General features: G+C 45.9%; 11 protein-coding genes and 1 riboswitch. Of the genes, 7 read left to right on the top strand and 4 right to left on the bottom strand.

What is annotated here, in order from left to right:
- The 4 genes from phnA to QQL36_RS24815 all read left to right on the top strand — a co-directional run bounded on the left by phnA (position 1) and on the right by QQL36_RS24815 (position 5,537).
- Complete coding sequence (gene phnA / locus QQL36_RS24830) at positions 1–1,242, top strand: phosphonoacetate hydrolase (RefSeq protein WP_321567143.1); 1,242 nt, start codon at positions 1–3, stop codon at positions 1,240–1,242.
- A complete protein-coding gene (locus QQL36_RS24825; RefSeq protein ID WP_321567142.1) occupies positions 1,211–2,656 on the top strand; it encodes an aldehyde dehydrogenase family protein in 1,446 nt (481 codons plus the stop codon). The genes phnA and QQL36_RS24825 overlap by 32 nt, the downstream gene beginning before the upstream one ends.
- Positions 2,657–2,666: 10 nt before the next feature.
- Positions 2,667–3,812, top strand: coding sequence for a TIGR03364 family FAD-dependent oxidoreductase (locus QQL36_RS24820; RefSeq protein ID WP_321567141.1), 1,146 nt, complete (start codon positions 2,667–2,669; stop codon positions 3,810–3,812).
- 96 nt (positions 3,813–3,908) lie between these two features.
- Positions 3,909–5,537 carry a L,D-transpeptidase family protein gene (locus tag QQL36_RS24815; RefSeq protein WP_083725737.1) on the top strand — a complete coding sequence of 543 codons (1,629 nt, stop codon included), beginning with the start codon at positions 3,909–3,911 and terminating at the stop codon, positions 5,535–5,537.
- A 168-nt stretch (positions 5,538–5,705) separates the two neighbouring features.
- On the opposite strand, the gene QQL36_RS24810 is transcribed toward QQL36_RS24815, so the two are convergent.
- The 4 genes from QQL36_RS24810 to QQL36_RS24795 form a co-directional block, all read right to left on the bottom strand.
- Positions 5,706–6,464, bottom strand: coding sequence for a murein L,D-transpeptidase catalytic domain family protein (locus QQL36_RS24810; RefSeq protein WP_083725735.1), 759 nt, complete (start codon positions 6,462–6,464; stop codon positions 5,706–5,708).
- A gap of 305 nt (positions 6,465–6,769) precedes the next feature.
- Positions 6,770–7,819: an agmatine/peptidylarginine deiminase gene (locus tag QQL36_RS24805; RefSeq protein ID WP_083725733.1), complete on the bottom strand. Its 1,050-nt coding sequence runs from the start codon at positions 7,817–7,819 to the stop codon at positions 6,770–6,772.
- Entirely contained in the window at positions 7,819–8,694 is an 876-nt protein-coding gene (locus QQL36_RS24800; protein WP_083725732.1) for a carbon-nitrogen hydrolase, read from the bottom strand. The genes QQL36_RS24805 and QQL36_RS24800 overlap by 1 nt, the downstream gene beginning before the upstream one ends.
- Positions 8,695–8,782: 88 nt before the next feature.
- A complete protein-coding gene (locus tag QQL36_RS24795) occupies positions 8,783–10,564 on the bottom strand; it encodes a hypothetical protein (RefSeq protein WP_321567140.1) in 1,782 nt (593 codons plus the stop codon).
- Positions 10,565–10,637: 73 nt separating this feature from the next.
- Positions 10,638–10,829, top strand: a riboswitch (cobalamin riboswitch).
- A 109-nt stretch (positions 10,830–10,938) separates the two neighbouring features.
- On the opposite strand from QQL36_RS24795, the gene QQL36_RS24790 reads away from it, so the two are divergent.
- The 3 genes from QQL36_RS24790 to QQL36_RS24780 are packed head-to-tail and all read left to right on the top strand — an operon-like array spanning position 10,939 to position 15,042.
- Complete coding sequence (locus tag QQL36_RS24790) at positions 10,939–11,997, top strand: DUF5074 domain-containing protein (RefSeq protein ID WP_321567139.1); 1,059 nt, start codon at positions 10,939–10,941, stop codon at positions 11,995–11,997.
- Position 11,998: 1 nt separating this feature from the next.
- Positions 11,999–13,939, top strand: a complete 1,941-nt coding sequence (locus tag QQL36_RS24785) for a TonB-dependent receptor (protein WP_083725716.1) — start codon at positions 11,999–12,001, stop codon at positions 13,937–13,939.
- A 5-nt stretch (positions 13,940–13,944) separates the two neighbouring features.
- The gene (locus QQL36_RS24780; protein WP_321567138.1) at positions 13,945–15,042 is read left to right on the top strand and encodes a YncE family protein; all 1,098 of its coding nucleotides are present in this window, start codon (positions 13,945–13,947) and stop codon (positions 15,040–15,042) included.

Raw genomic sequence — 15,042 nt, 5'->3', positions numbered from 1 at the left:
ATGTCTATATCCACCTTATCCTTTACTGCGAACGGCATTACTTACCAACCACCAGCTGCACCTATTGTTGTGATCTGCCTGGATGGTTCTGCCGATGAATACCTGGACATTTCACTCGCTTTTGATCGCATGCCTCACCTGAAGAAGATGATTCAACAAGGCTACAGGGGAATGGTCAGAGGTGCATTACCCTCTTTTACAAACGTGAATAATTCTTCTATCGTAACAGGGGTTCCACCTGCAGTACACGGTATTAGTGGCAACTTTTTCTATGATGCGGCAATGGACCAGGAAGTGATGATGAATTCCGCCTCTTACTTACGTGCAGAAACCCTGCTGGCAGCAGCAGCAAATGCAGGTAGAAAAGTGGCGGTGGTCACGGCGAAAGAAAAGTTGCGGGATATATTATCTCATAATATGAAAGGCATTGCGTTTTCTGCAGAGAAAGCAGCAGCAGCTACTATAGCCACACACGGCATTGATGATGTAGAACAATTGACAGGTCAACCCACTCCCGCCATTTACAGTGCAGATGCCAGCCTGTTCGTCTTACGGGCTGGCAATGCTTTGCTGCGTGCCGGCAGAGCCGATTTCCTGTACCTGTCACTGACAGATTTTATGCAGCACACCTATGCGCCGGAAGCACCTGAGTCTTTAGATTTCTATGCTGCCATCGATCATGAACTGGGTCAGTTGCTGGAAGCAGGTGCCATCGTAGGCGCTACCGCAGATCATGGTATGAATGCAAAACAATTACCTGATGGCAGTCCGAATGTAATCTATGTGGAAACCCTGCTGGATGAACAATTCGGCAAAGGCAGCCGCGTCATTTGCCCGATCACCGATCCCTATGTAAAACATCACGGCGCATTGGGCTCTTATGTAGTCGTGCATTTAAAAGATGCTTCCCAGACAGACGAAATAGGCCGCTGGTTACTGGCACAACCGGGTATTACAGAAGTGTATGACCGTGCTACCGCGGTACGCCTGCTGGAACAACCAGCCGATCGTATCGGTGACCTGGTGGTATTGTCCGCACGCAATGTTGTGCTGGGCCGAACACCTGCACACCATGACCTGAGTGCGCTGGATAGCGGACTTCGTTCACATGGTGGTCGTTATGAAGAAATGGTGCCACTGCTCATTTCTCACCCGCTGAATACAACCTATATGCGAAAAGCGGCAGGTGATGCCCGCAACTTTGATGTATTTGATTTTACAATTAATGGAACCGGTAAATAAACTATCCCTGCATTGCTATGCAGCGGGCAAAATAATACAGGGCACAGATCAGCTCACGATACGTAGCCCTTACGATAACAGGGTGATTGGTACCCTCTCCACGGTAAAAGAAGCCGATACCCTGCACGCTATCGAAACGGCCTTACAGCCAAAAGCGATTATGAGCCATTTTGAGCGCTATCAGGTATTAAATCAGGCTCAGATACTATTAAGCGCCAGAAGAACCGAATTTGCGGCTTTAATTAGCGCAGAATCGGGTCTCTGTATCCGTGAGGCGATGTATGAAACCGGGAGAGCGATCGATGTGCTCATGTTTGCCGCTATTGCCGCCCTGCAGGAACCCGGTCAGGTCTTATCCTGCGATGTCTCTCCACAGGGCAAAGCGAGAAAGATTTACACCGTACAGGAACCCCTGCCACTGGCGGTCGCGATCACCCCCTTTAACCATCCCCTGAACCAGGTGGCACATAAAGTAGCACCGGCATTAGCAGCCGGCACCCCTGTGATCCTGAAGCCCTCTGAAAAAACGCCGCTGACTGCCGTACGCTTTGTGGAATTACTATACGAAGCCGGATTACCGCCACATATGCTCAGCGTATTGCTGGGACCCACCAATGAGGTAGCAGGTATGCTGGTAAGCGATCCAAGGGTAGCTGTCGTCTCTTTCACAGGTAGTGTAGCTGTGGGTAAGCGCATTGCACAAACAGCCGGCTACAAAAAAGTGATCCTTGAACTGGGTGGCAATGATCCGCTGATCATACTCGACGACGCTGATCTTGATCTGGCAGCCACCCTGGCCGCTGAAGGCGCATTCCGCAATTCGGGGCAACGCTGCACCGCCGTGAAGCGTATATTGGTGCAGGAAAATATCCATGACGAATTTGTGTCGCGATTTATCAAAAAGGCCCAAACTTACGTCTGTGGTGATCCTGCCGATCCCGATACAATTGTAGGCACAGTGATCGATGAAGGCTCCGCTATTCACCTCGCACAGCTGATTGAAAAAGCAGTAACTCAGGGTGCAAATTTGGTACAAGGTGGCACCCGCAATGGCGCCCTATTGCAACCTGCGATCCTGACACAGGTATCACGGAATGCTGAAATGGTGGTACAGGAAGCATTTGGTCCGCTCGCACCGATAATGGCGGTAGCAAACCTCGAAGACGCCGTGAACGTAGCCAATAGCACTGCTTACGGCTTATCCTCAGGTGTTGTGACAAACAACCTGCAACACGCCATGTACGCCATCAAACATATCAAAGCCGGTACCGTTAATATAAACGAAGTACCGGGTTATCGTATAGAACATTCTCCTTTCGGAGGTATTAAAGACTCAGGACTGGGTATCAAAGAAGGTGTCACTGAAGCCATGAAGACATTCAGTTTCACCAAGACTTACTCCCTTCCATGGTAATATTATTCTTATGCAACAATTTGATTTGATCATAACCGGCGGCGGTATCCTCGGTACCTTCCACGCCTTTCACGCTTTACAAAAGGGATTGAAAGTGTTATTGCTGGAAAGAGACAGCTATCCCGTCGGCGCTACCGTACGCAACTTCGGACAGGTAGTTCCTTCCGGTCTGGCAGATAAATGGTTTAATTATGGCCTGACAGGTCTGGCACTCTACAAATCTATCCAGCAGAAAGGGGATATCTCTGTAAGACAAAACGGAAGTGTCTACATCGCATCTGATGACGATGAGCAATTACTGATTCACGAGCTGAAAACCCATTATGACAACATAGGTTATAATGCACTGTTGCTGCCTGCAAAAGAAATAAACGAACGTTACCCTGCTATCAAACAGGAATATGCAAAGGAAGCACTCTTCTTTCCGGAAGAGATCAGTGTGGAACCGGATAAGATGATTCATCGCCTGCACGCATACATGAAAGAATCATTCAATAATTTCCAGATCTCCTATTACACCCCCGTTACAGCGATAGAAGAAACACAAGGTCAGATAAAAGTCAATAATCAGTTCCTGGCCAATAAAGTCATCATCTGCTGTGGCCATGAAGGTAAACTGCTATTCCCCGACATCTTCACCAACAGCGGTCAGGTAGTAAGCAAACTCCAGATGCTGCGCACCATCCCCATGCCAGAACTACAGCTGAATGGCAATGTTCTTACTGGCCTTACCATCCGCAGGTACGAAAGTTTCGCTGCCAATTGTCCTTCTTTCAACCACGTTCAAACCCCACAGCATTATGAAGAACTAAAGAAGTGGGGCATTCATATTCTCTTCAAACAGGCTACAGACAATAGCATCATCATTGGCGACAGTCATGAATATGCACCCGTCAGCCAATCCGACGATTTAGGCTTCCATACCAATCACTATATCAATGAACTGATCTTAGAAGAAGCTTCACATATCATTAATATAAAGAACAAACAAATCGCTACCTGCTGGAGCGGCTTCTATGCACAGCACAATGAAAAGAACATCTTTGAATATGACATCACTCCGCAAATTCATATCCGTACAGGAATAGGAGGGAAGGGCATGACCGCAGGTGCGGGATATGCGAAGGAAAGTGTGGACCTGCTTTATGGGAATTAATACCCAAACTGCGGAAAATTATTTTCATCAGGGGGCGTTCCGGGGCCATGAATAAAGGCCCCGGACACAGGCACAGGTTTTGCTTCATGCCTGAGTATGAAAAAGGCATTGATATTTTCAGCTTTCGCGATTTCTTTGATCGCAGGTTGCAAATCTGATACGAAAAAGACTACCGGCGGCGATGCCGCACAGCATTATGATATACCTGTCACCCCCAGGAACAACGAAATTACCCCTGCAAACGCGTACAATGGTCTTTTCCTTGAAACCAAAGATGTTGAGAAGTTCATCACTAACCAGAAACTGGATAGTAGCCTCGCTAACAGGTTGCGTAGCTTTTACAACGCACGCAACTTTGAATACGCCTGGTTCGATACCAGTGGTCTGAATGAACAGGCATATGGATTCCGTAGTTTATACGATTACAGTGTAGACACCAGCGAAAACAATAAAGCCCTGGAATATCGCCTCAATGCCCTTATGAACAATGAACCGGATTCAGCTGTCTCTGCTACCGATGCTAATATCGTAAAGACAGAGTTGCAACTGACACAACGCTTTATTAATTACTTCCTCGATGCACATAAAGATGATAAAGATGCCGTGAAAGCCATGGAACACTACGTGCCCATGCAAAAGAACGACATCCTGAAACAGGCAGATGCTGTCATCTCAGGCAAAGGTTATCACGCTACCGATATTCATAATGTATATGGTGATCTGACAAAAGAACTGGAGAAATATACCGACATCGCCAGAAAAGGTAACTGGGATAGCATACCTGTAGAAAAGAAAAAGAAATACAAGAAAGGAGATAACAGCCCTGTCATAGCCGCCATCAAACATCGCTTGCAGGCAACCGGTGAACTGGACGGCAAGGACACGACCGGTGTATACGACGATGCGCTGGAAGCTGCTATCAATAAATTTGAAGGTTCACATGGTCACACGCCAAAAGGAATTATCACGGATACCCTGATACGTGAAATGAATGTACCGGCCATTATCATCGTAGAAAAACTCCTGATCAACATGGAGCGTATGCGTTGGACACCACCAGTACCCGAAGGCAGACTCATCATGGTGAACATACCCGAATTCATGCTCCATGCATGGGATGGCAAGAACAAAGACTTTGACATGGCAGTCGTAGTAGGCAAGGAAGGTAAAGGTACCACCAGCTTCTCCGGCGATCTGAACCAGGTTGTATTCAGTCCTTACTGGAACCTGCCCAGAAGCATTATCAAAGAAGAAGTATTACCTGCCATGGCCAGAAATAAAGGTTACCTGGCCAGCCATCATATGGAAGTGACCGGCGAAAGAAATGGCGTACCAGTGATCAGGCAGGTACCTGGCAAAGAAAATCCATTGGGCAGGGTGAAATTCCTGTTTCCCAACAGCTTCAATATATATTTCCACGATACGAATCAAAAGGAATTATTCAACAAGGATCAGCGCGCATATAGCCATGGCTGTATAAGACTGGCAGATCCTGTAAAAATGGCCAATTACCTGCTGCGTGATCAGCCGGAATGGACATCAGAAAAGATTGATAGTGCAATGAACAGTGGAAAAGAAAAGTACGTCAGAGTGAAGAACCCGGTACCCGTTATGATTTCCTATTATACCACCTGGGTAGGCGCAGACGGTCAGCTGCATATGGTGGAAGACATCTATGACCATGACCGTAAAATAGCTGCGAAACTATTTACTGACGTGCATTAAAAATACCGTACATCCCCCTGGCCCTTTTCATTCCCCTGCGCATCTGCTGTTAACCTCTGATGTGTCTGTTGCGTGATAATGTGTCATTGAGCGCCGAGGCGTGTTGATGAAGAGGGGCCAGGGTGGATGAAAAACGGATCGTCTGTCTTTATTTGAAAATGGATGTTGTTAGGCAATCGTAGTATCGCCAGGCAGTGATTCCAGGATTCTGGAATGTGCCATATAGTATTTATCAGGACTATATAGGAAGAGGCAGGTGCCGTCTTTGATCATTTCAATGATCTTCCTGTGTACCTTTTCAGGGATAGCCGGACAACCTAAGCTGCGACCAATATAACCCTGCAAAGCAGCTAATTTCTCATTTACATATGCTGCGCTATGCATCACGATTCCACGACTCATCGCGTTGTCATTGATACCCTGTTCCTGACCTTCCAGACGCAGGCTATAACCATGCTCGCCTCTGTAGGTATCACCCGTTACATAAAAACCCAGGCTGCTTTTAAAGCTCTCCGGTGAATTGGAGAACGTAGTTGCTACATCCGTACCGGAATTGCGGCCATGAGATACGAGGGTGTTGAACAGCACTTTCCCATTTTTCAGATCAATAACAAACAGTCTTTTCTTACTGGAAGCAAGACTGAAGTCAACGATGGTGATCAGGTCTGTGTTAGCTAATTTGCCTTCTGCTTCCAATTTTTCCATACCCTGTAAAGCATAATTGAAGGCGGTACGGGATAATCCCATTGAATCCAATGCCAGGTTATTGTACAACATCGCCCTGCTGCTCAAAGCAGATTTGTTAATGGCAATAGCGTTGTTGCTTGCTTTATGACCGGTAGAAGGTAGTACTCCAAATGTTGTAACTGCAAAAACTCCGGCGGCAAAGGTGTACTGTGTGATTTTTTTAATAACAGGTTTCTTCATCTAAGGAATTTAGTTAGGTTCTTTTAATAAGGATAATACACTGAAATATTAGGACATGACAAAGGTAGCACTGAAAATGTGAAAGAAATGTGAAGGGATCAATCTGACTGCGAACGGGGCGATTGCGCCAATCAGGGGATCTGCAACGGTGGTGCAGTTCTAAAAGGAATAGCCAGGTTGGGGCCGCTCCTGTTTTTTAACAATTAGATGACATTGGAAGTCAATCACATAGCGGAATTCAGGGATATGTTTGGGCCTAAAAAAAGGCGTTGTTGCGAGGCAACAGCGCCTTTTTGACAAGAATTTTATACCAGAGGTTCCTGCTGACTCAGGCAGTGAAAACTACCCAGTCCCCAGATGATCTCGGTCGAATCGATACCAACTACCTCACGGGTTTTAAAGCAATCCTGGATAATCCGGAGGGCCTTATCATCCTGTGCACAACGATAAGTTGGAACAATAACATGTTTATTGCTGATATAGAAATTAGCATAGGAAGCCGGCAGACGCTGGTCTTCGAACACAACTGCATCTGGCATTGGCAACTCAATTACGTTGAGTTGTTTGCCATTCAACAGGCGCATCTGCTTTAACTGTTGCAGGTTTTGCTGCAGCAGGTCGTAGTTCTCGTCCTGTTTGTTACTTTCTACCACAGTAAGCACGGTATCTTCGTTTACGAAGCGAACAGTATCGTCAATATGACCATCTGTATCATCACCGATAATGCCTTCCGCTACCCACAGTACCTTGTCCACACCATAATAGTCCTGCAAGTAAGTTTCCAGCTGGGCCTGCGTCAGGTGCGGATTCCTGTTTTCATTCAGCAGACAGCAGGTGGAGGTCAATACCGTTCCCTTCCCATTGAATTCTACAGAACCACCTTCCATGACGATGCCAGGGTGGAATACCGGTAATTTATAATGATTAGCGATCAGGGTAGGGATCACATCGTCCTTGTCGAACGGAGGATATTTACCCCCCCAGGCATTATAGCCCCAGTCTACAATCACCTTCTTTTCTGCAGCTGTTGGATTGATCAGGAAAGCTGGACCATGATCACGGCACCAGGCGTCGTTCGTAGGATGCAGGAAGAATTCCACTTTGTCCATTTGAACGCCTGCTTTTTGCAGGTGTGCAGCTGCTGCGGCTTTCATAACATCGTCTGCCACGTTGATGCGCACCAGCTCACTTTCTGCCAGGTATTTTACAAATTGGCTGTAGTAAGGATAGATAGCGTCGATCTTACCTGGCCAGCTAGCTTCTTTATGAGGCCAGCTCAACCATGTAGCCACATGAGGATGGAATTCGGCAGGGAAGAAGTATCCCTGCTGTTTCAGCGTTGGTAGTCCGTTCATTATGCTTCGTCGATAAATCTTTTAGTGATGTTGCCGTAAGAGTCGATTCTTCTGTCGCGCATGAAAGGCCAGTGAGTACGGTATCTGTCAGTTACAGACAGATCCAGTTCTTCCACATGGATCTCTTCTTCTTCGTGCGAAGCCTGATAGATGATGGTACCAAACGGATTGGAGATGAAGGAGCCACCCCAGAATTTCATGCGGCCTTCCTGCTCAAAACCGGTACGGTTCACGCTAACTACGTGGATACCGTTTGCAACAGCGTGGCTACGCTGAATAGTCTGCCATGCATTGTATTGCTCTGTATTGGTTGCTTCGTCCTGAGACGTTGCCCAGCCAATAGCGGTAGGGTAGAACAGTATTTCGGCACCCATGAGCGCGGTGATACGTGCAGCTTCAGGATACCATTGATCCCAGCAGATAAGTACACCGATGGTGGCGAATTTGGTTTTGAAAACTTTATAGCCTAAGTCACCAGGGGTGAAATAGAATTTTTCGTAGTAAGCCGGATCGTCCGGAATATGCATTTTACGGTATTTGCCAAGGTAAGATCCGTCAGCGTCCAGTACAGCAGTCGTGTTGTGATACAGGCCAGCAGCTCTTTTTTCAAAGAGGGAGGCGATGATCACCACGCCCAGTTCACCAGCTACTTTCTGAAGGGCATCTGTAGATGGACCAGGAATAGGCTCCGCGAGAGAGAAGTTGTCGTAATTCTCTTCATCACAAAAATACAGGGAGGTAAACAGCTCCTGTAAACAAACGATCTGTGCACCTTTGGATGCGGCAACTTTTACCTGCTCGATGGCTTTGGCAAGGTTTTCCGCCTTATTGGCCGTACAATTCATTTGCACAAAACCTACTTTGACTTTTGACATTTACCAGTGTTTAAATTTGAAAAAGAAGCGGCAAATTTACTGAATTTTAAGGAGAAATTGGTAGCCATCGCCAGTACGAAAGAAATTCTTAGAAGAAACTAAAGCCCACATGCCAGCCAAACCAATAACGTAGGTTGTCATTAAATTTAAATGCCCCATATGGGCCCGGCAGCCGGCTCTTATACCCTTCCACATTTGCATCCTTACTATTAAAATATAAGGTAAACGCTGGCCCTATAAAGATCCTGGCGTTTTTACCTATTTCCTTATTCCACGCCGTCTGCAACCGTGCCATCGTACCTACCATCTCCCAACTCCCCAGGTACAAATTCTGCTCCGTAATCTCTACACTATAATCTTTATACGACTTTCCAATACCATACCCAAAACTGTACGCCTTCGACCCTTCCATAAAACTTGCTCCTCCTATAATCAGGCTGTACAGCTTTTTATTCCCTGACTTAAACGCCAGGTTGAACGGCAACAGCTCTGTATTATATACCAATAACTGATGATACCCCCTGCGCACAATACTAATCACGCCAATACTATACCCATCAGACGAATCTGCATAATTCACCACACCTACCTGCACACCTTTCAATACCCGCGTAACGTTGATGAGGCCTGCTACCTGCACACCTTCGGTAGTATCAGCCGCATTGACAACACCAGCCACCTGCACACCTTTCAGCATTTCTGCCATATTGAACACCCCAGCTGCCTGCACACCCTGTATGGTCGTTGTATTCATATTTCCAACCCCCGCCATCATCACACCATAACTATTCTTCCTATAAATATTCACAATCCCTGAAGCGCCCAATCCCCGGGTTTCACCATTCGCACCATTATAAGTAGTAGAGAGTTGTACACCGACAAATCCCTTTGTTGTAATATTGCTGATACCCGCTGCCTGCAGACCTTTTACTGAATCAATGACCAGGTTATGCAAACCAGCTATCTGCACGCCTTCCATTTTACCACCCACCAGATTAAAAAGTGAGGCAAACTGGGCAAATCTCACATCTTTCTGATCTATATTAAAAGCACCGGATATTTCGACCCCATTTAACCCGGCCGTATACCCCCCAATAAAATTCACCGATATCTTATTTACTACCTGGGAACTCAACTTACCATGGGTACCCAACCCGGGTAATAAAGAGGTCTGATAAGGCTGATTTGCAAAGAATCTGCTTAAGTTCAGAGATTGCATACGCTGTTTGGAACTTAAAAACACCTTTCCAAACCATGTATCACTCACTCTCGAATACTGGTTCACATCCACTATACCCAACGTGATTGGTGCCGCAGGCTTGATACTCGCACTGATGTCCTGATCATACCCGCTCGCCACCATCATAATTGTATCTTTATATAATTCCTTACTCACCGTAAGCATCACAGGCATTGGCCGTTCTTTCTCCCTGAGCCGCAGCCGGTAATACCCCTGATCGTTTGTCATAGTCGAAATCAGCTGCACCCCTTCATACACACTCGCATTATTCAGTGGTTGCCCATTACTGCCATCCGTAATATGTCCGCTCACATAGAACCACTTCTCCTTATTCGGCTGCAGCATCAACTGGTTGCCCGCATCCTTATAAGCAACACTGCCCTGGAACAACTGGTCCAGTACCTGCTTCACAGTCCTGTGATTGGCGCGTACCGACACAAGACTATCGGCATGCACCATTTCCCGTACATAAGAAAAATGAAAATTACCCTGAATTTCAATGGCGTCCAGTACAGAAGATATCGGCTGGCGGGTCATGGTGACTGATACAGTCTTACTCAGGTTCCCCTGGGCATAGCTACACATAACGCCGCAAAGCAGGACCACAAACAGGAAAAGTTGTCTCAGCAAAACGGATTATTTAAAAATTTGCGGCAAGATAGGCGAAAAAACGTTTCAATTTGGTTATTCCACCCCCATAGTGTAGGTTTGTGCCGCATTTGGTGCCTGTCACTAGATAGGCTTAAAAGGGAATCCGGTGCAAAACCGGAGCTATCCCCGTAGCTGTAACCTGAGTATTATTTCCGGTTCTACTCTATGCCACTGTCCACCATGGATGGGAAGGCCGCCGGAAAATCAGGGAGCCAGAAGACCTGCCACGATGCAATAGATCCATTCAGCGCTTTCGGGTGAAAAGCTTCGGGATATACAATGATATTACGCTTATCATGCTGAATGATCTATTCCGTCGGGAACCTTTCAACTATTACAATTATTAAAACAGCATGCAAAGAAAATTACACACGCTCCTGTTAGCATTCGCCGTATTCTTCGTAGTCTCTTGTAAAAAAGATGATAATACTTCAGTTATCTCCAAAGGCACTTATGACAATGGTTATTTCATTTTAAATGAAGGCAACTTCGGTTCCAAAGGAGGAGACCTGAGCTTCCGCAGCTATAATGCGGATACCCTTTCGCAGGACAATTACCTGGCAGTGAACCCATCCAGCCCGCTGGCAACGACCTCCACCACCCTCGAATATGGCACCATTTATAATGGAAAACTTTACCTGGTAACCAACTATGGCGGTCCACTGGTAGCCGCTGATGAGTATTCCCTGAAAGAAAGCGCCAGAAATGCAGGTTTGCCGGCTAGCGGTCATGCATTCATCGGTATTGACAATAGCAATGGGCTGCTCAGTACAGACGATGGTATCTATCCGGTAACCTTATCTTCCCTGAGCGTGGGTACCAAAATCACAGGTGTAAGTGGTAGCGTTAGCGATATGCTCAAATCAGGCAACTATGTATTTGCATTAACTGCTAACGACGGTATCGTAGCATTGAAGACCAGCGACTACTCCATAGCAAAGAATTTAGGTACTGCAATAGCTGGTTTTGCCCAGGGTCAAGATGGCTACATATATGCTGCGCAAACAAATGCCCTGCTCAAAATCGATCCGTCTACACTGAAGGTCGATACGATCACCACCTCGTTTAATGTTCGCTATAACGAATGGGTATTCACCAGCAGCTCTATCGTCGCTTCTACCCAGGAGAATGCGGTCTATGTGCTGAGCGATGACCAGAAGGTATACCGCTATGTTTCCGGCAACAACAGCTCCCTGAGCAGCGCTTATATCACCCTGCCAGCTGACCACTACTTCTATGGTAAAGGTATTGGTTACGACGCAGCGAAAAACACCCTTGTACTGATCACAACAGGAGGTTTCTATGGGGACGCTAACAATACACTTTATACTTACAGCGCCGCAGACGCAACTTTAAAATCTGCAATTTCCTACACGGACAATCTGTATCCAGCCATGGTCGTGTTCCATTAATATGAAGACAACCAGTTTTATAATAAGCTTCATTTTGCTGTGCCTGCATTTACAGGCACAGCAAAATGATACGACTCATACCTTACAGACGATTACGATCTTCTCTGCCAAACCCGGTGCGATTACGCCCGTTCAAACCCTCAGCGGCAAGGCACTGGAAAAAATGAATAGCCTCTCCGTGGCAGATGCTGCCCGGTTCTTCTCAGGTGTTCAGATCAAAGATTATGGTGGCATAGGCGGCCTCAAAACGCTCAATGTACATAGCATGGGTACCAACCAGCTGGGTGTATTTTATGATGGCATTCAACTAAGCAATGCACAAAACGGCACAGTAGATCTAGGGCGGTTTTCCCTTGACAATATTGAACAAATAGACCTCTACAACGCCCAGAAAGGCGTAATCTTCCAACCTGCAAAAGGATTTGCTTCAGCAGCCTCTATTTATTTGCAATCCAGAAAACCTGTCTTTCAGGGAGCTGAAACCCTACATGGTAAAGCAGGCTTTAAGACCGGTAGTTTTGGATTGATCAATCCTTCCATGAGAATAGAAAAAAAACTGTCAAATAAAATAGCAGCTATTGTCAGCTCAGAATGGACCCATGCAGACGGACAATACAAATTCCGTTATCGCTATAATGATTATGACACCACTGCTGTACGAAAGAATGGAGACATCGATGCCTGGCGCGTAGAAGCAGGTGTATATGGCAATGGCAAAGATAGCAGTAACTGGCACGTACAGGGTTATTATTATAACTCCGCCCGTGGCCTGCCAGGTCCCATTGTGAAAGGGCATTTTGAAAACGGACAGCGTCAGTGGGATCGAAATGCATTTATACAGGGAGGCTATAACCAAAAATCCGGCAGGTACAGCATGCAGCTGAACGGCAAGTATATGCTGGATTATGTACGCTATCTCGATACTACGATTGTAACTACGAGTGGGCCGCTTATGAACCGGTTCCGCCAGCACGAATATTATTTATCTGCTGCCAATCAATACCGTATCAAAGACTGGTGGGATGTTGCGCTCTCCGCCGATTTCCAGGTGAACCAGATGACCGCTGTGAACCTTGATCACTTCTCTATTCCTACAAGGGTCACCACATTGGTAGCAGGCGCTACTCAATTACATTTTAACAGGATCGATCTGCAGGGAAGTGTATTAGCGAGTATCATCAATGAAAGTACAAAGCTCTATACCAGTGGTGGCAATAGAAGAGCTTATACGCCCACTGTCATTGCCTCCTGGCAACCATTCGCAGATCCGTCTTTAAGGATCAGGACATTTTATAAGCACATCTTCCGCATGCCTACTTTCAATGATCTTTATTACACCACCACGGGCAATCCCACCCTGAAACCTGAATATAGCAAACAATATGATATAGGAGCCAGTTATACAAAGACCTCCGCCGGCTGGTGGCAATACTTTGCTATTCAGACAGATGCTTACTACAGCAGGGTGACTGATAAGATCGTAGCTGTGCCGGGTAAACTCTTCCGCTGGCAAATGCAGAATATCGGATTAGTGAATATTTATGGCGTAGATGCGGGTGTGCAGACCTCGCCACGCTTCTTCAGAGAAATTGGAACAAACTTCTCGCTCAAGTATACTTATCAGAAAGCAACGGACAATAATAATCAACAGATCGTATACGTACCCTTACACAGCGGGTCTTTTACCACCAACCTGTCCTGGAAGGCATGGGACCTGAATTATAGCTTTGTGTATGTAGGAGCACGTTACTATGGTAGCGTCAATATTCCGGAGTATTATATAGAACCCTGGTATACGCATGACCTGTCTGTGTCATGGCATAACCGTCAGCTGAAACTGACAGGAGAAATCAATAATGTATTCAACCAGTACTACGATGTAATTTATAACTATCCCATGCCGGGACGTTATTATCGTATGACTGCCAGTGTAAATTTTTAACTGATATGAGAAAGTGGATCTTCGTCTTACTGGTATTAAGTGCATGTAGAAAGAGTGGTACTGACAGCAGTTCCAGCGAGGCTACGCATGTTACGGATGATACAAACCAAAGTTCCTTCTATTTATTAAATGAAGGAAATATGGGATTGAACCAGACCTCCCTCGATTATTTTAATGGCGCCAAAGGCGATTACAACCTGAATATATATGGAGAAATTAATCCTTCCATAGTAAAGGAATTAGGAGATGTAGGCAATGATATGAAAGTATATGGCAACAAGCTATATGCGGTGATCAATGGATCGGATAGGGTAGAAGTGATGGATAAACATACCGCCAAACACCTGGGTGAAATCAGCGTACGGAGCTGCAGGTATATTTCCTTTTATAACGGCAAGGCGTATGTGAGTTCTTACGCGGCCGCAAGTGGCAGTACAGATGGATCGGGGTTTGTAGCAGAAGCAGATACCTCCACTTTCGAAGTATTGCGCACGGTGACCGTAGGTCGCCAGCCGGAAGAAATGGCGGTAACAGGCAGTAAATTGTATGTGGCGAACTCCGGCGGCTATACATCTTCTAATTATGACCGCACCTTATCAGTAATAGATCTGAGCTCATTTACCGTAACCCACACCATTGATGTTGCTATCAACCTGCAGCATGTAAAAGCAGATGGATATGGCAACCTGTATGTGACCTCCCGTGGAAATTATGATAATATTCCATCAAAACTGTTTATAGTCAGCACAACGAAAGATGCGGTGACAGATTCACTTAGCCTGGCTGTAAGCAACCTCGCCATTCAGGGCGATTCTGCCTATATCATCAGCGTACAATGGAGTAATATTACAGGCGCAAATACCATTGGTTATGGCATAGTGAATGTAAAAACGAAATCAATTGTAAGCAATGGGTTCATTCAGAACCAGGCAATTACAACACCTTATGGCATAGCAGTAGATCCGGTTACAAGAGATATACTTATTACTGATGTAAAGGATTATTTACTGCCAGGTATATTGTATTGTTTTGATAAGACAGGTGCTAAAAAATGGAGTGTTACAACCGGTAATATTCCTTCAGTGATCACCTATATTCAATAA

It is taken from the genome of Chitinophaga sp. LS1 (assembly GCF_034274695.1).
GTDB lineage: Bacteria > Bacteroidota > Bacteroidia > Chitinophagales > Chitinophagaceae > Chitinophaga.
Note: the sequence above shows the minus strand (reverse complement) of the source record. Positions and strands in the feature narration are given on the sequence as shown.

Coding starts and splice junctions, on each gene's coding strand:
- QQL36_RS24820 (WP_321567141.1), top strand. CDS start 2,667: ATGCAACAATTTGATTTGATCATAACCGGCGGCGGTATCCTCGGTACC.
- QQL36_RS24785 (WP_083725716.1), top strand. CDS start 11,999: ATGAAGACAACCAGTTTTATAATAAGCTTCATTTTGCTGTGCCTGCAT.
- phnA (WP_321567143.1), top strand. CDS start 1: ATGTCTATATCCACCTTATCCTTTACTGCGAACGGCATTACTTACCAA.
- QQL36_RS24805 (WP_083725733.1), bottom strand. CDS start 7,819: ATGAACGGACTACCAACGCTGAAACAGCAGGGATACTTCTTCCCTGCC.
- QQL36_RS24800 (WP_083725732.1), bottom strand. CDS start 8,694: ATGTCAAAAGTCAAAGTAGGTTTTGTGCAAATGAATTGTACGGCCAAT.
- QQL36_RS24815 (WP_083725737.1), top strand. CDS start 3,909: ATGAAAAAGGCATTGATATTTTCAGCTTTCGCGATTTCTTTGATCGCA.
- QQL36_RS24780 (WP_321567138.1), top strand. CDS start 13,945: ATGAGAAAGTGGATCTTCGTCTTACTGGTATTAAGTGCATGTAGAAAG.
- QQL36_RS24810 (WP_083725735.1), bottom strand. CDS start 6,464: ATGAAGAAACCTGTTATTAAAAAAATCACACAGTACACCTTTGCCGCC.
- QQL36_RS24790 (WP_321567139.1), top strand. CDS start 10,939: ATGCAAAGAAAATTACACACGCTCCTGTTAGCATTCGCCGTATTCTTC.